The following is an 18,559-nucleotide window of genomic DNA, read 5'->3' on the forward strand; positions in this document are numbered from 1 at the left end:
ACCCAGAGATTTCGGCTCCATTGCATGAGCGAGAGTTTAACTGCTGACTTGAATGCGCTCAATATTAGCGCCAAGAGCCGACAGTTTATCTTCAATTCTTTCGTAACCGCGATCGATATGGTAGATACGATCGACGATGGTTTCACCTTTTGCGATACAACCGGCAATCACTAGGCTGGCTGAGGCACGTAGATCGGTCGCCATCACCTGCGCGCCACTCAACGATTCCACATCACCACAAATCACTGTATTCCCTTCAATCTCCGCTTTTGCTCCCATACGCATCAGTTCAGGAACGTGCATAAAACGGTTTTCAAAGATGGTTTCAGTGATCTTGCCACCACCTTTTGCCATCATATTGAGTAGGGTAAATTGTGCTTGCATATCGGTTGGAAAGCCAGGATGAGGCGCAGTGCGAATCGAAACCGCTTTAAGCTCTTTTCCGGTCATATCAAGGCTTATCCAGCCCTCACCCGTTTCAATCTCAGCGCCCGCTTCTTCCAGTTTTGCTAACACGGCCTCTAACAAATGCGAGTGAGTGTTGTGGCAAACAATTTTTCCGCGAGAAACAGCCGCCGCGACTAAAAACGTGCCCGTTTCAATGCGATCAGCCACAACAGCGTGTTTACCACCACCCAAACGTTCAACACCTTCAATGGTAATGGTATCGGTGCCTGCACCGGACACTTTTGCACCCAGCTTATTCAAAAACAGTGCGGTATCGACAATTTCAGGCTCACGCGCAGCGTTGTCGAGCACGGTTGTGCCTTCGGCAAGGGTTGCGGCGCACATAATGGTAATGGTGGCACCCACGCTCACTTTATCCATGACGATGTGTGCACCTTGTAGACGACCTTCGACACTGGCTTTCACGTAGCCATCTTCTAAGGTGATGGTGGCACCAAGCTGCTCTAAACCGTGAATATGCAGATCGACAGGACGAGCGCCAATGGCACAGCCTCCAGGTAGCGAAACTTGGCCATAACCAAAACGAGCCACTAATGGACCGAGAGCCCAAATAGAAGCACGCATGGTTTTGACTAAATCATACGGCGCGCAATATTCATCAATTTGACTAGGATCGACATGAACTGAGCCATTACGTTCGACTTTAGCGCCTAAACGTTTGAGCAGTTCCATTGTGGTATCAATATCGCGAAGGTGTGGCACATTGGCCACTTCTACTGGCTCAGAGGCCAAAATAGACGCAAATAAAATAGGCAGTGCAGCGTTTTTGGCACCTGAAATGGTCACTTCACCTTGAAGAGGTTGTGTTGACCCAATAACTCGAAACTTTTCCATCAATAAACCTTACAGCGACATCAACTTTTTATCACGAGCCCACTCTGTTGGTGTGAACGCTTTAATAGAAAGGGCATGAATGTCGTTTCTTTGAATGTACTCCATCAGTGGAGCATAAATAAGTTGTTGTTTTTTAACGCGACTCATCCCTGCAAAACAAGCATCAACAGCGATAACTTCATAGTGGCTACCTTCACCTTTGACGTGGATCTCTTCAAGGTTTAGTGCTTGTTCTAATAACTGTTGTACTTTTGCGCTATCCACAATGTTCCCCTGCTTAATTCTTTATATGTTGAGCCATTAAACGATCAATGTTGCTCAATTGGAATAGTGTGCGCAGTTGCTCTGGCACGAAACTGAGCATTATATGACAGTTTCGTTTTTTTGCATGCTCTATTAGGTGGATTAACATCACCATTCCGGCAGAGTCTATGCGTTCAACGTTTTTCAGTTCAATCTCAAACTGTGTACTCACCGGGTTCCATTTTTGGATAAACGCCCATAAATCAGGTACATGCTCTCTGTCTAATGCGCCCGACAAAGCCGCAATCGGCATATCAGTTTGATGCCACTGCGGATGAATCATTGCGCTTTACCTTCAAAACGGATCGGCTGATCCGCCAATTGTTGCAGTTCATTGGCAACCGCTAAGATGCCATCTTGGCGAATTTTACCGCTCCATTCAGATTGCTTACTGGAGAGCAAACTCACTCCTTCTGCAATCATATCAAAGACTTGCCATTCGCCATTTTTCTCTTTACGCAATTTAAACTCAAGTTTGATGTTCGGTCGTGGCGTATCAATAATATCCACCTTCACGCTGGTAATGCGTTTATCATCCGACACCGCCTGTTCAGGCTCGAACTCAATAATTTGGTTACTGTATTGAGTCAATACTTGCGCGTATGCACTGACAAGATAAGCACGAAATGCGGTGATGAATGTGGCGACATCTTCACGTTTGGCCCCTTTTAAGTTTGGGCCCAATAACTTCAGTGCCGCATACTGCTCATTGACGTAAGGCATCAGCTCCTGTTCCACGATTTCTTTCAAATATTCAGGATGGTGGTGAATCGCTTCTTGTTCGGCTTTCAAACGAGTAAATGCCGTTTCAGACACCTGCTTCATCATGGTATAGGGCTGGGTTTTATCCACATTGGCCGCTTGCACAAACATAGCGGCAACGAGGGTAAATACAAAAATCAACGTCCGTTTAAACACTGTTTTTATAAACACTGTTGTCACTCCTTACCTTTTTCTTGTGAGCCACCACCGACGCTATACAGCACTTGGCCAATCAAATCTTCTAATACGAGGGCGGATTTTGTGTCTTCAATTAAATCACCCTCTTTTAACATCTGTTCATCTTCAAAGACAAACCCGGGCACAAGCCCAATGTACTGCTCGCCAATCAATCCAGAAGTTAGAATTTGCACACTCGACGTTTCTGGAAATTGATCATATTGACTGTTAATAGCCATAGTAACCACTGGCAGCAAGCTCTCTCTATCGAGTTTAATCTCGGCCACTCGCCCAACGACTACACCACCCACTTTGACTGGCGAGCGCACTTTTAAACTACCGATATTGTCAAATTCAGCTTTCAATTGGTAAGTATGGTTGGAACCCAACCCTTTTACGTCAGCGACCTGAAAAATCATCACCAGAATTGCGCAAATTCCAGCAAGGACAAAGCTACCGACCCAAAGTTCTATTTTTCGTGTTTGCTGCATGATTAATTCCCAAACATCAATGCGGTGAGTACAAAGTCTAGCCCTAATACAGCTAAAGACGAATGCACTACGGTTCTTGTGGTGGCACGGCTAATACCTTCCGAGGTTGGAATAGCATCGTAACCGTTAAACAGTGCAATCCAAGTCACTGTGATGGCAAACATCACGCACTTGATCATACTGTTGCCAATATCTTGCCCTAGCTCTACCGATGACTGCATCGCAGACCAAAAACTGCCGTGATCAATCCCTTTCCAATCCACGCCAACAAGCTGCCCTCCCCAAATGCCGACCGCCATAAAAATCATCGCTAGCAACGGCATTGATATTAACCCAGCCCAAAAGCGAGGAGCGATAATACGTTTGAGCGGATCAACAGCCATCATCTCTAAACTGGAAAGTTGCTCGGTGGCTTTCATCAGGCCGATCTCAGCGGTAAGTGCAGAACCAGCACGCCCAGCAAACAGTAGCGCAGTCACCACGGGGCCAAGTTCACGCAATAAAGAGAGCGCGACCATCTGCCCAAGGCTACCTTCCGCGCCGTAATCGACCAAAATCACATAGCCTTGCAGGCTCAACACCATGCCAATGAACAAGCCAGAAACGACAATAATCGCCAGCGACTGAACACCAACACTGTAGAGCTGCTTCACTAACAATGGAAAATTCTGAATAGGCCGTGGGCGGCTCACTAATGCGCCAAACAGCATCAAGCTCGCTTTGCCAAAGGCTTGGCAAAATTCGAGCGTACGGCGACCGAGCCCTTCAATCCAGTCTGTCAATGTAGACATCATGAGAATAAATCCTTTTCTAGGCTTTGCGCTGGAAAGCGAAATGGTACAGGGCCATCAGCCTCGCCTTGTAAAAATTGTTGTACGCGAGGATCGCTATTTTGGTAAAGATCGTTTGGCGTTCCTTTGGCAATCACTTTGCCGTCAGCCAGCAAATAAACCCAATCGGCAATGCTCATCACTTCAGGAACATCATGAGAGACCACTATCGAGGTCACCCCTAAAGCTTGATTCAAATTGCGGATCAATTCCACCAGCACGCCCATGGTGATCGGGTCTTGCCCCACAAACGGCTCATCATACATGATCAGTTCCGGATCCAGCGCAATCGCGCGCGCTAATGCAGCCCTTCTTGCCATGCCACCGGATAATTCGCTCGGCATGAGCAAGGCGGCACCGCGCAGACCAACCGCTTCTAATTTTAGTAAAACTAATGTCTTAATCAGCGATTCATCTAATTGAGTGTGTTCACGTAAAGGGAAAGCCACATTATCGAACACATTTAAATCGGTAAATAACGCGCCCGACTGAAACAACATGCTCATTTTTTTACGAGCTTGATACAGCTTTTTGCGACTGAGCATCGGGATGTTTTGTTTGTCGAACCAAATCTCACCTTGTTCAGGAAACAGTTGTCCGCCAATAAGACGTAGCAAAGTGGTTTTACCAATACCCGATGGCCCCATAATGGCGGTAATTTTTCCTTGCGGAACGCTGAGACTCACGTCATCGAAAATCTTCCGTCCTGAACGGGAGAAGGTTAAATTCTTGATTGTGACAAGATCGTTGATTGGCATCATGAGTGTTTCACTATTGTTGTCCGCCCCAAAATGATGGGCAATCATAAGCATAACGTTCTAAAATTAAAAGCACTGTTCAATTACATCCTAAAGTAAAGCATCATCTTTCGCCAAAACAATCTTCCGGTCATTTATTGATGGATAGCTAACTAAACCATGAATTGAACGTAATTAATTGGATCTTCAGCTTCCCTTTTCGCAACCAACACGTCAAAATTAGCGGTTAATTGCATCATTTTTTCACTCATTTCATTAATTAGGTATCATCATGATCGAAGCGGTAGCGTTTCTCATTGTAGGTTTGGTGTTTTTAGTCTGGAGCGCTGACAAGTTAGTCTTTGGTTCTGCCGCGCTTGCTCGCAACTTCGGCATCTCGCCATTAGTGATCGGCATGACTATTTTAGCAATGGGATCATCAGCACCAGAGATGATGGTATCGGCAACGGCCGCTTTGGATGGGAAAACCGATACTGCCGTCGGTAACGTGCTCGGTTCTAACATCGCTAACATTGCTTTGATCTTGGGTATTACAGCACTCATCAAACCGCTTTCCGTCAGTTCTGCGGTACTCCGCCGTGAACTGCCGCTGATGATTGCGGTCACACTACTTGCTGGTGCGTTATTGTGGGATAACCACTTAGGATTCTATGAAGGTGTGTTGCTGTTTGCACTTTTCGCCGTGTTTATCATCGCGATGCTCCGCATTAGCCGTAACGAGCAAAAACATGGTGACGCGCTGCTTACCGAGCAGGAATCTGAAATACCGCAGGGCGTGAGCAACGCAAAAGCGGCTATTTGGGTAGTGATTGGGCTTATCATTCTGCCGATTGCTGCCAGCGTGTTAGTCGATAACGCCGTCATTATCGCTAAGTTTTTTGGCATGAGCGACTTGGTAATTGGCCTGACGATCATCGCTGTTGGGACCAGCTTGCCAGAGTTGGCCGCCTCACTCACAAGTGTGTTGAAAGGCGAAGATGATATGGCTGTGGGCAACATTATTGGCTCGAACGTATTCAATATTCTTGCCGTGATGGGCTTACCCGGCATTCTTAATCCATCGATACTCAGTGAGCATGCGATGGGACGCGATTTTTGGGTAATGCTTGGCGTATCTCTTCTACTGGTTGCCATGGCTTTAGGGAAATCGCGTAGTATTAACCGCATTGAGGGAGGCGTGCTCTTCCTCGCTTTTATCGGATACCAAGCTTATCTACTTATGAATATGACCGCTTAACCCAAACTCGGAGTATCGAATGTCGAATCAGTTTGATTATCGCAGTGTTGCACAGCAAGTTCTCGCCACCGAAATGGCGGCTTTACAGCAGCTAGAGCAATACTTTGACGACTCATTTTGCCAAGCGTGTGAAATGATCATTGCCAATGATCACGGCAAAGTGGTGGTGATGGGTATGGGTAAATCAGGCCATATCGGTAAAAAAATTGCCGCGACCTTAGCCAGTACTGGCACTTCGGCATTTTTCGTACATCCAGGAGAAGCGGCGCACGGTGATCTTGGTATGATCGAGCGTGGCGACATCGTAATTGCTATTTCAAACTCTGGCGAATCCTCGGAAATTTTATCACTGTTTACTGTGCTAAAACGGCTCAATATTCGCATCATCAGCATGACAGGCAACCCGTCATCGAATATGGCAAAGTTGGCCGATCTTCATTTGCAAATCACTGTCCCACAAGAGGCATGCCCGCTTGGCCTTGCGCCAACCTCCAGCACCACCGCAACGCTAGTGATGGGCGATGCGTTAGCCGTCGCACTCTTGCAAGCACGCGGCTTTACCGCTGAAGATTTTGCGCTGTCTCATCCCGGTGGGGCTTTAGGTCGAAAATTGTTGCTCAAGCTCTCTGATATCATGCACATTGGCGATGCATTACCAACAGTGCAACCAAATGCATTGATCCGCGATGCCTTACTTGAGATCAGTCAAAAAGGCTTGGGGATGACCGCGGTAGTTGACAGCAACATGCAACTTATTGGCATCTTTACTGATGGCGATTTACGCCGCATCTTAGACAAACGAATCGATATTCACAGCGCGGCAATCAGCGAGGTGATGACGCAAAACCCAACGGTAGCAAACCCTAACATGCTCGCGGTCGAAGGGTTAAACCTAATGCAAGATAAACGAATCAATGGCTTGATGCTGTGCGAAAATGGCACATTGGTCGGTGCATTAAACATGCACGATTTGCTCAAAGCAGGAGTGATGTGATGACCATGATTGATACACTCTACGGCCCGGTCTCACTGCCTATTCTCGACATAGCTAAGCAGATAAAACTGCTGATCTGCGATGTGGATGGCGTCTTCTCTGATGGCTTAGTTTATATGGGCAATCAAGGCGAAGAGCTAAAAACCTTCCACACTCGAGATGGCTACGGCATAAAATCATTGATGAATGCTGGCATTGAAGTGGCGATCATTACAGGTAGGCAGTCAAAAATTGTCGAAAACCGTATGGCCGTATTAGGCATTACACTGGTTTATCAAGGTCAGGATGACAAGGTCAAAGCCTATAACGACATTTGTCGCCAGCTCAATATTGCCCCAGAACACACAGGGTATATCGGTGATGACTTGATTGATTGGCCAGTAATGGAAAAAGTCGCGCTGAAAGTCTGTGTCGCGGATGGTCACCCGCTATTAGTTAAACGCGCAAACTACGTGACCCATATAAAAGGTGGGCATGGCGCTGTACGCGAAGTGTGTGATTTGATTTTGCAAGCTCGCGGTGAGTTAGATGTGCACAAAGGCTTAAGTGTATGAGTTTATCTCGTGTCCTCTATGTGATACTGATTTTTATCGCATCGTGGTCAGCCTATTACTTGTTCGATAAAGAACAAAATACCGATATACAAGTTGCTCCGAACTTGGAGTTACCGTCGTTTAGTGGAAAAAATCTCGACAACACCACCTATAACGAGCAAGGTATCCGCAGCTACATCATTCAATCGACGCATCTGGATCATTACGCAAAAAGTGGCGACACCATTTTCGAGTACCCGATACTCAAAGTCTTCCGTGATGGTATTTTGCAAGAGTGGGAGATTACCGCTAAACGCGGCGTACTCGATGAAGAGCAAGTACTCACACTGTATGACGACGTACTGGCAAAAAACCTATTAGCAGATTCTGGTTTTGATACGCTTTCAACCATTAAGATGAGCATTCAACTCAATAATCGCGATTTTTGGGCCGATAATCAGGTCGATTTGGTTGGGCCACAATTCGAAACACAAGGACAAGCGATGAAAGGCAACTTTGCCGACAATACCGCTATTCTTTATAACCATGTACAAGGTAGATATGAAACTTTCACACCTTAGTCTTATTGCTTGTTTAGCGATTTCTGGTCACGCATTGGCATTGTCCACCGATAATGCTCAACCAGTTTACATCGATTCTGACAGCCAACAGCTCGATATGAAAAGCAACAAAGTGACTTTCCTTGGTGATGTCAAACTCAAACAAGGCAGTATCAGTATCAACGCCGACAAAGTGATTGTAACCCGTGATGCAAAAGATGGCTCCATTCAAGAAATTGAAGGATATGGCAACCTCGCCACTTTTTCGCAATTAACCGATGATGGCAAAACCTTGTATGGTGAGGCGAAAGAGCTCTATTACAAATTGGCCGATGATCAGTTGACGATGATCGATCAAGCCATGTTGTCACAAGATGATAGCATCATCCGTGGTACGAAAATTCGCTACAAAATTTCGTCACAGAAGCTGATGGCTGATGGTAACTCCAACGAGCGAGTATCGACCGTGCTTCAACCGCAAGCCACTACGACACAAGAATAATTATGGCCATACTTAAAGCAGAACATTTAGCGAAAAGCTATAAAAAACGCAAAGTCGTCTCTGACGTCAGCTTGCAAGTAGAATCGGGGCAGATTGTTGGCTTACTCGGCCCTAACGGCGCAGGAAAAACCACATCGTTTTACATGATCGTCGGCCTTGTCGCTCGTGATGAAGGTAAGATCAGCATTGATGATCACGACATCAGCATTTTACCTATGCACAGTCGCTCACGCTTAGGGATCGGCTACTTACCTCAAGAAGCGTCTATTTTTCGAAAATTATCGGTCGAAGATAACATCATGGCGGTACTTGAAACCCGTGAATCGATGACCCGTGAAGAGCGCCAAGATAAACTCGAAGATCTACTAGAAGAATTTCACATTCAACATATCCGCCATAGTGCGGGAATGGCGCTATCGGGTGGTGAACGTCGCCGAGTTGAAATTGCCCGCGCTCTTGCCGCAAACCCACAATTTATTTTGCTTGATGAACCCTTTGCAGGGGTCGACCCCATTTCCGTTATCGACATTAAAAAGATCATCCAACACCTGCGAGATCGTGGCTTAGGCGTTTTAATCACAGACCACAACGTTCGAGAAACATTGGACGTCTGTGAAAAAGCCTATATTGTAAGCCAGGGTCGTTTGATCGCAGAAGGTACACCACATGACGTGCTCAATAATGAAGAGGTAAAACAAGTTTATCTCGGTGAACAATTCCGTCTATGATTAAGTAGAGAGTGACATCAATTCTAAAAATAATAAGGTAACTGGCACTGAATGAAACCCTCATTACAACTGAAGCTCGGCCAACAATTAGCGATGACACCGCAGTTACAACAAGCCATTCGTTTGTTGCAACTCTCCACATTGGAACTCCAGCAAGAGATCCAAGAGGCTCTAGAGTCTAATCCATTATTGGATGTTGAAGAGGCCTATGAAGAGAATGCCACCGCCGATGTTCATAGCATCAATGAGGAGAAAGAAACCAGTGCTGAGGTGTTAGATATTGAGCCACAAGACAGCTCTGACTTAATTGAAAAATCCGAAATCAGCAGCGAGCTTGAGATCGACACCACATGGGATGATGTCTACAGCGCGAACACAGGCAGCACAGGGATCGCCCTTGATGATGACATGCCCGTGTACCAAGGTGAAACAACGCAAACCCTGCAAGATTATCTACTGTGGCAATTAGATCTCACACCGTTTAGCGACACCGACCGCAGCATTGCTCTTGCCTTGATTGACGCCATCGATGACTACGGTTATCTCACCGTTTCTTTGGATGATATTTTAGAAAGCTTTGCCGATGAAAATATCGAGCTTGATGAAATTGAAGCCGTTCGTAAACGTGTTCAGCAGTTTGATCCCCTCGGTGTGGCTTCAGTCAACCTTCAAGACTGCCTGCTTTTACAATTAGCGACCTACCCTGCCAGTACCCCTTGGTTAGAAGAAGCTAAACAGCTGCTGATCCAACATATTGATCTGCTCGGCAATCGTGACTACAAGTTGATCATCAAAGAAACCAAGTTAAAAGAAGAAGATCTGCGAGAGGTATTGCAGCTCATTCAACAACTTGACCCAAGACCGGGAAATAATATTTCAACCGAGCACGCCGAATACGTTGTGCCTGACGTGTCTGTTTACAAAGATCACGGCAAATGGGTGGTAACAATAAACCCAGATAGCGTACCAAAACTTAAGATAAATCAACAATATGCAGCATTAGGCAAAGGTAACAGTGCCGATAGCAACTACATTCGCAGCAATTTGCAAGAAGCAAAATGGCTAATTAAGAGTTTAGAAAGTAGAAACGAGACACTGCTCAAAGTTGCCAAGTGTATTGTTGAACATCAACGTGATTTCTTTGAGTATGGTGAAGAGGCGATGAAGCCAATGGTACTCAATGACGTTGCTTTAGCGGTAGAAATGCATGAATCCACCATATCAAGGGTGACAACGCAGAAGTACATGCATACTCCGCGTGGTATTTTCGAATTGAAATACTTCTTCTCCAGCCATGTCAGTACCGACAGCGGGGGAGAGTGTTCATCGACTGCAATACGAGCACTGATTAAAAAACTGGTGGCCGCTGAAAATACAGCCAAACCATTAAGTGACAGTAAAATTGCAGATCTACTGGCTGACCAAGGGATTCAGGTAGCTAGACGGACGATAGCTAAATACCGTGAATCGTTGGGCATTGCTCCATCGAGTCAGCGCAAACGCCTACTGTAAGGCACAAAACAGAGAAGGAAAGTCTATGCAAATCAACATTAATGCCCATCACATTGATCTGACCGATTCAATGCAAGACTATGTAAACTCAAAGTTTCAAAAACTTGAGCGATTTTTTGACCATATCAATAACGTACAGGTTGTTTTACGTGTTGAAAAAGTACAACAGATCGCTGAAGCTACGCTCCACATAAATCAAGGTGATATCCACGCCGTGGCCGACAATGAAAATATGTATGCTGCCATTGACAGTTTAGTGGATAAACTCGTAAGACAACTCAACAAGCATAAAGAAAAGCTAAGTAGTCATTAATCATGCAATTAAGCGAAGTACTCTCATTGGACTGCACGAAAAGTGCGGTCCAATGCACCAGTAAAAAAAGAGCCCTAGAAATCATTAGCGAAATCGCTGCTGAGTATTCAGGTCAAAATTCCACCGAGCTGTTTGAATGCATGCTCAGCCGAGAAAAAATGGGCAGTACTGGTATTGGTAATGGCATCGCCATTCCTCATGCAAGAATGACCAACAGTGATCGTGCCATTGCCGTTTTGCTGCAGTGTGAAGAACCGATTGAGTTTGATGCCATTGATAATCGACCTGTCGATCTACTGTTTGCGTTGCTCGTTCCTGAAGAGCAGTGCAAAGAGCATTTAAAAACGCTCGCTTGTATGGCCGAGCGCCTCAATGACAAACAAGTTTTAAAACAGCTTCGAAGTGCACAAAGCGATCAAGAGCTGTACGACATCATGACTAACCAATAACCACCGAGCCGAAACTATGCGTTTAATCGTTGTGAGTGGTCAATCAGGCGCAGGGAAAAGCGTTGCTTTACGAGTACTGGAGGATCTCGGCTACTATTGTGTCGATAACCTTCCCGTCAACTTGTTGGATGCGTTTATTCAATCAGTCCAAGGCAGCAAACAAAATGTCGCGGTGAGTATTGATATCCGTAACTTGCCCCAAGAGCCTAGTTTGGTTGCGGATGTTTTAGAGCAGCTAAAACAGAATAACGACGTTAGTGTGCTGTTTCTCGATGCCAGTAAAGAGACACTACTCAAGCGCTACAGCGAAACGCGTCGTATCCATCCTCTCTCATTAAACGCCGATAAACCTTCACTTGCGCAAGCGATTGAATTGGAAAAGTCGCTGCTTGCACCGCTCAAAGAGCAAGCCGATTTAGTGCTCGATAGCAGTAATCAATCGTTGCATGAGTTGAGCGAAACTGTACGCATGCGAATTGAAGGACGTGAGCGCAAAGATCTGGTGATGGTCTTTCAGTCTTTTGGCTTCAAATATGGACTACCCAGCGATGCAGACTACGTGTTTGATGTGCGTTTTTTACCCAACCCACACTGGGAACCCGATCTTCGCCCATTAACTGGCCTGGATGCGCCAATTAAGTCGTTTCTTGAACGCCATAGTGAAGTAATTGAACTTAAACAACAAATTCAAAAGTTTGTTGAATACTGGCTGCCGATGCTCGAAAAAAACAACCGCAGTTATCTCACAATTGCGATTGGTTGCACCGGTGGTAAGCACCGCTCCGTTTACCTGACTCAACAGCTTGGCGAGTACTTTGCTCAATTGGGTCACCAAGTACAGATACGCCATACATCATTAGAAAAACAGCAATAGGAGCGATGGTATGCCACTATTAAGTAAAACGGTTTTAATCCAAAATCGCTTGGGCCTTCATGCTCGTGCAGCCGTTAAGCTGGTTGAACTGTCGCAATCTTTTGATGCGGTGGTCACCATTCAAAGTGAAGAAGGAAAAGAAGCCACTGCAGATAGTGTAATGGGTTTATTGATGCTCGAATCCGCACAAGGTCAATACATCACCATCAATGCTGAAGGCTCACAAGCAGAGCCTGCTTTGCAAGCGGTTAGTTCGCTGATTGAACATAAATTCGATGAAGACGAGTAAGCACAAGGCTTACACTCCACTCTCCCACAGACAGCGCATGCGCGCCCCTGATAGTCAAAATAAATTCAGTGCTTAATAAGAACTTATTAAATAAGGCCTAGAATTAAGTTACTATTCAACACATTGTAAGAATCCTAAGTAGGGGGAAACCATGGCCGAGCAAATTGAATTTGATCAAGCTCACCTAACCCTCCAAGAAGTCAGCGAAGCTTTAGAAAATGGTCGTTTTGTCCATGTCCGTCGCCAATTGCAGGACATGGAGCCAGAAGATATTGCTCACCTCTTAGAAGCCTCTCCACGTAAAAGCCGGGAGGTGTTATGGCAACTCACCGACCCAGAAGACTACGGTGAAATCCTTGATGAGCTCAACGAAGACGTCAAAGATGCCCTAGTTTCCAAAATGGCACCCGAAAAACTGGCAGAAGCGACCGAAGGCATGGACACCGATGACGTGGCCTATGTACTGCGTAGCTTGCCAGATGACGTGTCACGCGAAGTGCTTTCGCAGATGGACAGCGCTGATCGCCAGCGCGTTGAAACCGCACTCTCCTATTCAGAGGAAACAGCCGGCGGGATCATGAATACCGACGTGATCACCATTCGTGGTGACGTTGATATTGACGTGGTTTTACGCTATTTACGCATGCGCGGCGATCTGCCCGAAGCAACCGATGCACTTTACGTGATTGACGATGAAAGTAAGCTGATTGGGCATCTCTCACTCACCACCTTACTGACCACGCAACCGGATATTCCAGTAAGTGAAGTCATGGATGATGCCGATGAGGCGATTTTGGTCACCACCAGCGACTCAGATGTTGCCAGCCTATTTGAACGTCGCAACTGGGTGTCCGCGCCTGTGGTGGATGAAAACCAGCACTTGGTCGGTCGGATCACCATTGATGACGTCGTTGACATCATTCGTGAAGATGCCGAACACTCAATGATGAGCATGGCTGGTATGAACGATGACGAAGATACCTTTGCTCCGGTAGTCAAATCCGCACGTAAACGGACTATCTGGCTTGGGGCAAATGTTTTGGCCGCCCTCGCCGCTGCCTCTGTTTCCAACATGTTTGAAGAGACACTGGATCAAATGGCCGCCATTGCCGTGCTAATGACCATAGTGCCCTCAATGGGTGGTGTCGCAGGTAACCAAACCGTGGCCTTGGTCATTCGTGGTTTAGCATTGGGACATATCGGTGACAGTAACCAACGTGAATTGCTATTCAAAGAAGCGGCGATCGGTTTTTTAAATGGCATCATGTGGGCCACCATCATTGGCGGCATTGTGGTGGCATGGAAAGGCAATTGGATGCTTGGCGGCATCATTTCCGCAGCAATGATGGCCAACCTACTCATTGCCGGGATCGCCGGCGTCACCATCCCAATTTTACTGAAAAAAATGAAAATCGACCCGGCTCTTGCTGGCGGAATGGCGTTAACAACCGTCACCGATGTGGTTGGGCTTTCTGTCTTTCTCGGCTTGGCGACCATTTTGATGTAGCCATATTTTGATGTAACCCTATAGTGATACATACCCAGACCACCCATAAAAAAAGCTTGGTTGTTATACCAAGCTTTTTCATATTCAGCTTAAGCGATTATTCGCCCGCAATTTTCATCGATTCAAGTAAAATAGACCCAGTTTGGATTTGCGAGCGTGTTTCGACATCACTCCCTACCGCCACCATTTGCTGGAACATATCTTTCAAATTACCCGCGATAGTAATCTCAGATACAGGGTATTGAATCACACCGTTTTCAACCCAGAAACCAGCGGCGCCACGCGAATAATCACCTGTCACTGCATTTACACCTTGACCCATCACTTCAGTGACTAACAAACCTGTACCCAACGCTTTGAGCATCTGCTCAAAATTTTGCCCTGTGGATTGAACATACCAGTTATGGATGCCACCCGCGTGACCAGTTGGAGTCATCTTCATTTTACGAGCGGCATAGCTGCTCAGAAGATAAGTCGAGAGCACGCCATCAGTAATGATTTGGCGGTCTTGAGTAAATACCCCTTCACTATCAAATGGGCTTGATGCCAACGCACGTAATACATGGGGTTTTTCGGCAATATTGAACCAATCGGGTAAAATTTTCTCGCCTAACTTATCAAGTAAAAAGGAAGATTTACGATACAAGCTGCCACCACTGATCGCCATCACCAAATGGCCAATCAAACCTGTCGCTACATCTGCGGCAAACATCACCGGAACTTTGCCCGTCTTCAGTTTTTTTGCATCTAAACGGCTGATGGTTTTTTCTGCAGCTTGTTGCCCGACCAGCTCTGGCGACCATAAATCGTCGCGGTGACGTGCAACGGTATAGCTATAATCACGCTCCATCTCACCATTTTTACCCTCACCAATCACGCAGCAGCTAATACTATGACGGCTAGAGGCATAACTCGCGAGCAAACCATGGCTATTACCATACACTTTCACACCGTAATGGCTGTCATAACTTGCGCCATCACTTTGTTTGATCTTGTTGCTGTAAGCTAACGCTTTCTCTTCTGCAGCAATGGCAATTTTAGCGGCCATATCCGGGTTAGGTTCATCGGGATGGAAGAGATCTAAATCAGGAATATTTCGCACCATTAGCTCTTGAGGTGCAGGGCCTGCATAAGGATCTTCAGAAGTGTAAAGCGCAATATCAAGCGCTGCAGCGACCGTCTGCGCAATTGCTTTTTCACTGAGATCTGACGTCGACGCACTGCCTTTACGTTGCCCACGATACACAGTGATGCCTAATGCCCCATCACTGTTAAATTCTACGTTTTCAACTTCACACATTCGCGTCGAAACACTCAGGCCGGTACTTTTGGTGATCGCCACTTCGGCAGCATCAGAACTGAGCGCAGCCATCTCTAATGCCTTAGCAACCGCCGCTTCAAGTTCGATGCGCTGCTGAGCAACTTGTTGTTTTACGTCCATATCTCATCAATTATTAGCAAACAATGTCATTAGGATAACAAGAATTTCGCTTTCTCCCCACGATTCTTGCTAAAATAGCTGACATACATAACTCAATAGATGAAGAAAATGGCGCGTAAGAATCAAAAAGCTCCTTGGGAAGAAGAAGAGGAGATCATTTGGGTTAGCAAAACCGAAATGAAAAACGACATGACTGAGCTACAAAAACTGGGTGAAGAGCTGGTTGCTCTGAAGCCGTCTCAGTTAGCAAAAATTCCGATGTCTGAAGATTTGATGGATGCCATCAAAGATGCTCAGCGTTTTAGCATGGAAGCCAGACGCCGCCAACTGCAATACATTGGTAAAATGATGCGTACCATCGATGCCGAACCGATTCAAGCGGCATTAGATAAACTGCGCAATAAGCATTCACAAAATACCGCCATGCTGCATAAGCTCGAACAGATGCGTGATCGTATTGTGGAGAAAGGTGACAGCGCGATTGAAGATGCGATGGCACTCTATCCAGAGATGGATCGTCAACGTCTGCGCCAATTAGCGCGTCAAGCAAATAAAGAGAAAGCCAACAGCAAACCACCAAGAGCATCACGAGAGATTTTCCAAGTGCTCAGGGAGCATAACGATAAGTCAGTTTAACCTGTCATAGTGCTGATTAGACGCAAAAACCTCACCTAAACGTGTGAGGTTTTTTTTATTCCCCTGCACGCACAAAATCACTGAGCTGCGCGTCTGCGTGTTGCGCGGAAAGTGCCTCAATGCGATCACTCACTAACACATGTCCTTGAGCCATAAACGCAAAATGGCTCGCAATCGCTTTGGCATCACTAATATGGTGCGTCACCATCACAACAGTGATCTCTCTTTCTGCGGCTAACTGCTTAACCAAAAGCAGCATCTCTTCTCTGAGTAGCGGATCCAAGGCGGAAAAGGGCTCATCCAGCAGCCAGATAGGATGTGGTTGTACAAAACAGCGCGCCAGAGCAACTCGTTGACGCTGCCCCCCTGAGAGCTGCTCAGGCAAGCGATCAAGTAGCGCTGCCAAACCCACTTGCTGCGCGGCGCACTCAACTAACGCCTTTTGCGAAGTGGTTAATTTCAGCCCTGGATGTAACCCAAGGCTAATATTTTCACGCACAGTGAGATGGGCAAAAAGATTGTGCTCTTGAAACAGCATCGAAAAAGGACGCAAGTGTGGCTCCTGCCCAAGTAAGGATTGCCCTTGCACTTGGATATCGCCGCTTTTCGGTGCAATAAAGCCCGCAACTAAGCTCAGTAAAGTCGACTTGCCCGCGCCACTTGGCCCCATCAAAGAAAGAATCGCCCCTCGCGGTACAGAGAGCGAAAATTCAAACCACTCCTGTTGATACTCATAATGTACGGCCTTGAGTTCTAACATTGCTTTACCTTTGAATGTGAGTGAAATAACCACTCAATGAGGGCAAAACAACCCACACTGAGTAGCAACAGCGTAAGGGAAACCACCGCCGCCGCTTGCATTTGGTAACTGCCCAGCAGTTGGAACAGGTAAAGCGGTAAGGTTCTAAACTCTTGGCTACCAAATAGAGCAATCGCACTTAAATCCCCCATTGAGAGCAAAAAGCTGATCGCAAAGGCATGCGCCAAGGGTTTGCGCAACGCACGCAGCTCAATCACTTGCAAACGCTGCCACCCTTTAATGCCAAGGCTGGCACATAACCATTGATATTGCTGCGAGATATGCAGCATAGGTTGCGCCAATGTTTTCAACACATACGGCAATGCCATTAAGCCATTGACGAAAAAAACCACCCAATACGCTAGGCTAAATGCATCGGTCCAGATACGCAGTAACAGAAAAAGCCCGGTGCTGATAACAAGCCCTGGCGTGACCAAAATAATCGCGCCAATCAACTCTAATTGGTCCGCCTTACGGTTGTGCTGCTGCAGGCGCCAAGCGCGAGTCGTGATCAGTATGGCAACCCCAGCCGAAACAGCAACCACGCTTGCCAATAATGCCACTTGCAGTGAAGCCCAAAGCGCACGCCAGAATTGCTCATCACTCAAGACGTGAAAAAGCTGCGAATTTAAACCACTCAAGATGACCATCACCAGCGGCGGAAGTACTAACAGCAACGCAAGGAAGATCCATGCGCCGTCCCAGCATTGTGCTTTTCGATTGTCTCGACTAACCACATAATCACTCGCTTGACGCCCTGTGGTGATGGCTAATGGCTTCGCTAGACGTGAAATGGATAGAGACAGCAGCCCGCATAACAGCATCTGCCACAGCGCAAGCAGCGCGCCAGCTTGTAAATCAAAATCAAATTTGATCGCCTGATAAATCGCCAGCTCAATCGTGGTTGATTTAGGTCCGCCGCCAAGTGCCATCACAGTGGCAAAACTGGTAAAACAGAGCATGAACACCAAACCACAGACATGAGGAAGCTGCTGACGCAAACGCGGCCATTCAACCCAACGAAATTTGTGCCAATGACTCATGCCAAGATGCGCGCATAACTTATGTTGTTCAGCCGGGATCGACTCTAACGCTTGCAGCAATAAACGGCTGGCATACGGGAGATTAAAAAACAGATGCGCCAGTAAAATACCGTTTAATCCGTAAATGGAAAACGGCAGTTTGCTATCAAACCACGCGAGCAGCGAGGCGAGCAGACCGCTATTACCATAAATGGCCAACAAACCAAATACGCCCACCAGCACCGGAAGCACTAAGGTCGTTGCAAACAATTTGATCAGCAGTGCACGTCCGCAAAATCGACGACGGTAAAGTGCGTGAGCAACAGGAACCGCGAAACCAACACTGAGCAGCATCGACAAGCTGGCTTGGTAAAAACTAAATTGAGTAACATGGCGATAATACGGGTCTTGCCATACGTGCATCACATTTAAGCTGGGTGCTTGTAACAGCAACGCCGCCAACGCACTGATGACAAGGGTCGCGACAAGCATCGCGACCCCAATGCCTATTTTAGGAATAGCATTCAAACTTTATCGAAC

23 protein-coding genes are annotated in these 18,559 nt (G+C 46.5%); 13 read left to right on the forward strand and 10 right to left on the reverse strand.

All coding sequences use genetic code 11. The features are described 5' to 3' along the window. Positions 1 to 36 precede the first annotated feature (36 nt). From murA to mlaF, 7 genes are read right to left on the reverse strand one after another with little or no spacing between them, the layout of a single operon-like run. Positions 37 to 1,302: a UDP-N-acetylglucosamine 1-carboxyvinyltransferase gene (gene murA, locus DD616_RS05275; protein ID WP_026029130.1), complete on the reverse strand. Its 1,266-nt coding sequence runs from the start codon at positions 1,300 to 1,302 to the stop codon at positions 37 to 39. A 9-nt stretch (positions 1,303 to 1,311) separates the two neighbouring features. Next, positions 1,312 to 1,566 carry a BolA family iron metabolism protein IbaG gene (gene ibaG, locus DD616_RS05280; RefSeq protein WP_013855981.1) on the reverse strand — a complete coding sequence of 85 codons (255 nt, stop codon included), beginning with the start codon at positions 1,564 to 1,566 and terminating at the stop codon, positions 1,312 to 1,314. A gap of 13 nt (positions 1,567 to 1,579) precedes the next feature. Next, positions 1,580 to 1,888, reverse strand: a complete 309-nt coding sequence (locus DD616_RS05285) for an STAS domain-containing protein (RefSeq protein WP_010318828.1) — start codon at positions 1,886 to 1,888, stop codon at positions 1,580 to 1,582. Continuing rightward, positions 1,885 to 2,523: a phospholipid-binding protein MlaC gene (gene mlaC / locus DD616_RS05290; RefSeq protein WP_029190030.1), complete on the reverse strand. Its 639-nt coding sequence runs from the start codon at positions 2,521 to 2,523 to the stop codon at positions 1,885 to 1,887. The genes DD616_RS05285 and mlaC overlap by 4 nt, the downstream gene beginning before the upstream one ends. A gap of 20 nt (positions 2,524 to 2,543) precedes the next feature. Further along, complete coding sequence (gene mlaD / locus DD616_RS05295; RefSeq protein WP_010318826.1) at positions 2,544 to 3,035, reverse strand: outer membrane lipid asymmetry maintenance protein MlaD; 492 nt, start codon at positions 3,033 to 3,035, stop codon at positions 2,544 to 2,546. 2 nt (positions 3,036 to 3,037) lie between these two features. Further along, entirely contained in the window at positions 3,038 to 3,829 is a 792-nt protein-coding gene (gene mlaE, locus DD616_RS05300) for a lipid asymmetry maintenance ABC transporter permease subunit MlaE (protein ID WP_013855979.1), read from the reverse strand. Beyond that, on the reverse strand, positions 3,826 to 4,623 hold the full coding sequence (gene mlaF / locus DD616_RS05305; RefSeq protein ID WP_026029128.1) for a phospholipid ABC transporter ATP-binding protein MlaF: 798 nt from the start codon (positions 4,621 to 4,623) through the stop codon (positions 3,826 to 3,828). The genes mlaE and mlaF overlap by 4 nt, the downstream gene beginning before the upstream one ends. Positions 4,624 to 4,894: 271 nt before the next feature. Here mlaF and DD616_RS05310 point away from each other — a divergent pair, with 271 nt between their 5' ends. The 12 genes from DD616_RS05310 (at position 4,895) to mgtE (ending at position 14,121) form a co-directional block, all read left to right on the forward strand. Then, entirely contained in the window at positions 4,895 to 5,860 is a 966-nt protein-coding gene (locus DD616_RS05310; protein WP_017043395.1) for a calcium/sodium antiporter, read from the forward strand. 19 nt (positions 5,861 to 5,879) lie between these two features. Continuing rightward, positions 5,880 to 6,854 carry an arabinose-5-phosphate isomerase KdsD gene (kdsD, locus tag DD616_RS05315; RefSeq protein WP_013855975.1) on the forward strand — a complete coding sequence of 325 codons (975 nt, stop codon included), beginning with the start codon at positions 5,880 to 5,882 and terminating at the stop codon, positions 6,852 to 6,854. Continuing rightward, positions 6,851 to 7,408, forward strand: a complete 558-nt coding sequence (gene kdsC / locus DD616_RS05320) for a 3-deoxy-manno-octulosonate-8-phosphatase KdsC (protein WP_094124238.1) — start codon at positions 6,851 to 6,853, stop codon at positions 7,406 to 7,408. Before kdsD ends, kdsC begins: the two co-directional genes overlap by 4 nt. After that, the gene (lptC, locus tag DD616_RS05325) at positions 7,405 to 7,968 is read left to right on the forward strand and encodes an LPS export ABC transporter periplasmic protein LptC (protein WP_208872035.1); all 564 of its coding nucleotides are present in this window, start codon (positions 7,405 to 7,407) and stop codon (positions 7,966 to 7,968) included. The genes kdsC and lptC overlap by 4 nt, the downstream gene beginning before the upstream one ends. After that, on the forward strand, positions 7,949 to 8,449 hold the full coding sequence (lptA, locus tag DD616_RS05330; protein ID WP_013855972.1) for a lipopolysaccharide transport periplasmic protein LptA: 501 nt from the start codon (positions 7,949 to 7,951) through the stop codon (positions 8,447 to 8,449). The genes lptC and lptA overlap by 20 nt, the downstream gene beginning before the upstream one ends. Positions 8,450 to 8,451: 2 nt before the next feature. Beyond that, entirely contained in the window at positions 8,452 to 9,177 is a 726-nt protein-coding gene (gene lptB, locus DD616_RS05335) for an LPS export ABC transporter ATP-binding protein (RefSeq protein ID WP_013855971.1), read from the forward strand. 51 nt (positions 9,178 to 9,228) lie between these two features. Then, on the forward strand, positions 9,229 to 10,689 hold the full coding sequence (locus DD616_RS05340; protein ID WP_069212112.1) for an RNA polymerase factor sigma-54: 1,461 nt from the start codon (positions 9,229 to 9,231) through the stop codon (positions 10,687 to 10,689). A gap of 25 nt (positions 10,690 to 10,714) precedes the next feature. After that, positions 10,715 to 11,002: a ribosome hibernation promoting factor gene (gene hpf / locus DD616_RS05345; RefSeq protein WP_013855969.1), complete on the forward strand. Its 288-nt coding sequence runs from the start codon at positions 10,715 to 10,717 to the stop codon at positions 11,000 to 11,002. A 2-nt stretch (positions 11,003 to 11,004) separates the two neighbouring features. Continuing rightward, the gene (gene ptsN, locus DD616_RS05350) at positions 11,005 to 11,451 is read left to right on the forward strand and encodes a PTS IIA-like nitrogen regulatory protein PtsN (protein WP_013855968.1); all 447 of its coding nucleotides are present in this window, start codon (positions 11,005 to 11,007) and stop codon (positions 11,449 to 11,451) included. A 16-nt stretch (positions 11,452 to 11,467) separates the two neighbouring features. Next, on the forward strand, positions 11,468 to 12,325 hold the full coding sequence (gene rapZ, locus DD616_RS05355; protein WP_010318814.1) for an RNase adapter RapZ: 858 nt from the start codon (positions 11,468 to 11,470) through the stop codon (positions 12,323 to 12,325). Positions 12,326 to 12,335: 10 nt separating this feature from the next. Beyond that, entirely contained in the window at positions 12,336 to 12,614 is a 279-nt protein-coding gene (locus tag DD616_RS05360) for an HPr family phosphocarrier protein (RefSeq protein ID WP_013855967.1), read from the forward strand. 151 nt (positions 12,615 to 12,765) lie between these two features. Further along, on the forward strand, positions 12,766 to 14,121 hold the full coding sequence (gene mgtE / locus DD616_RS05365; protein ID WP_017047031.1) for a magnesium transporter: 1,356 nt from the start codon (positions 12,766 to 12,768) through the stop codon (positions 14,119 to 14,121). Positions 14,122 to 14,218: 97 nt separating this feature from the next. Here mgtE and pmbA read toward each other — a convergent pair whose 3' ends face one another. After that, positions 14,219 to 15,562, reverse strand: a complete 1,344-nt coding sequence (gene pmbA / locus DD616_RS05370) for a metalloprotease PmbA (RefSeq protein ID WP_081245151.1) — start codon at positions 15,560 to 15,562, stop codon at positions 14,219 to 14,221. A 108-nt stretch (positions 15,563 to 15,670) separates the two neighbouring features. Here pmbA and yjgA point away from each other — a divergent pair, with 108 nt between their 5' ends. Then, on the forward strand, positions 15,671 to 16,198 hold the full coding sequence (gene yjgA, locus DD616_RS05375) for a ribosome biogenesis factor YjgA (protein WP_010318810.1): 528 nt from the start codon (positions 15,671 to 15,673) through the stop codon (positions 16,196 to 16,198). A gap of 55 nt (positions 16,199 to 16,253) precedes the next feature. On the opposite strand, the gene thiQ is transcribed toward yjgA, so the two are convergent. After that, complete coding sequence (thiQ, locus tag DD616_RS05380; RefSeq protein ID WP_013855963.1) at positions 16,254 to 16,958, reverse strand: thiamine ABC transporter ATP-binding protein; 705 nt, start codon at positions 16,956 to 16,958, stop codon at positions 16,254 to 16,256. Further along, the gene (thiP, locus tag DD616_RS05385) at positions 16,952 to 18,547 is read right to left on the reverse strand and encodes a thiamine/thiamine pyrophosphate ABC transporter permease ThiP (RefSeq protein WP_208872036.1); all 1,596 of its coding nucleotides are present in this window, start codon (positions 18,545 to 18,547) and stop codon (positions 16,952 to 16,954) included. Before thiP ends, thiQ begins: the two co-directional genes overlap by 7 nt. Positions 18,548 to 18,559 lie beyond the last annotated feature (12 nt).

The sequence above is a fragment of the Vibrio anguillarum genome, from assembly GCF_003390515.1.
Taxonomy (GTDB): Bacteria; Pseudomonadota; Gammaproteobacteria; order Enterobacterales; family Vibrionaceae; genus Vibrio; species Vibrio anguillarum.

Coding starts and splice junctions, on each gene's coding strand:
- murA (WP_026029130.1), bottom strand. CDS start 1,302: ATGGAAAAGTTTCGAGTTATTGGGTCAACACAACCTCTTCAAGGTGAA.
- DD616_RS05285 (WP_010318828.1), bottom strand. CDS start 1,888: ATGATTCATCCGCAGTGGCATCAAACTGATATGCCGATTGCGGCTTTG.
- mlaD (WP_010318826.1), bottom strand. CDS start 3,035: ATGCAGCAAACACGAAAAATAGAACTTTGGGTCGGTAGCTTTGTCCTT.
- mlaE (WP_013855979.1), bottom strand. CDS start 3,829: ATGATGTCTACATTGACAGACTGGATTGAAGGGCTCGGTCGCCGTACG.
- mlaF (WP_026029128.1), bottom strand. CDS start 4,623: ATGCCAATCAACGATCTTGTCACAATCAAGAATTTAACCTTCTCCCGT.
- DD616_RS05310 (WP_017043395.1), top strand. CDS start 4,895: ATGATCGAAGCGGTAGCGTTTCTCATTGTAGGTTTGGTGTTTTTAGTC.
- kdsD (WP_013855975.1), top strand. CDS start 5,880: ATGTCGAATCAGTTTGATTATCGCAGTGTTGCACAGCAAGTTCTCGCC.
- lptC (WP_208872035.1), top strand. CDS start 7,405: ATGAGTTTATCTCGTGTCCTCTATGTGATACTGATTTTTATCGCATCG.
- lptA (WP_013855972.1), top strand. CDS start 7,949: ATGAAACTTTCACACCTTAGTCTTATTGCTTGTTTAGCGATTTCTGGT.
- lptB (WP_013855971.1), top strand. CDS start 8,452: ATGGCCATACTTAAAGCAGAACATTTAGCGAAAAGCTATAAAAAACGC.
- DD616_RS05340 (WP_069212112.1), top strand. CDS start 9,229: ATGAAACCCTCATTACAACTGAAGCTCGGCCAACAATTAGCGATGACA.
- hpf (WP_013855969.1), top strand. CDS start 10,715: ATGCAAATCAACATTAATGCCCATCACATTGATCTGACCGATTCAATG.
- ptsN (WP_013855968.1), top strand. CDS start 11,005: ATGCAATTAAGCGAAGTACTCTCATTGGACTGCACGAAAAGTGCGGTC.
- rapZ (WP_010318814.1), top strand. CDS start 11,468: ATGCGTTTAATCGTTGTGAGTGGTCAATCAGGCGCAGGGAAAAGCGTT.
- DD616_RS05360 (WP_013855967.1), top strand. CDS start 12,336: ATGCCACTATTAAGTAAAACGGTTTTAATCCAAAATCGCTTGGGCCTT.
- mgtE (WP_017047031.1), top strand. CDS start 12,766: ATGGCCGAGCAAATTGAATTTGATCAAGCTCACCTAACCCTCCAAGAA.
- pmbA (WP_081245151.1), bottom strand. CDS start 15,562: ATGGACGTAAAACAACAAGTTGCTCAGCAGCGCATCGAACTTGAAGCG.
- yjgA (WP_010318810.1), top strand. CDS start 15,671: ATGGCGCGTAAGAATCAAAAAGCTCCTTGGGAAGAAGAAGAGGAGATC.
- thiQ (WP_013855963.1), bottom strand. CDS start 16,958: ATGTTAGAACTCAAGGCCGTACATTATGAGTATCAACAGGAGTGGTTT.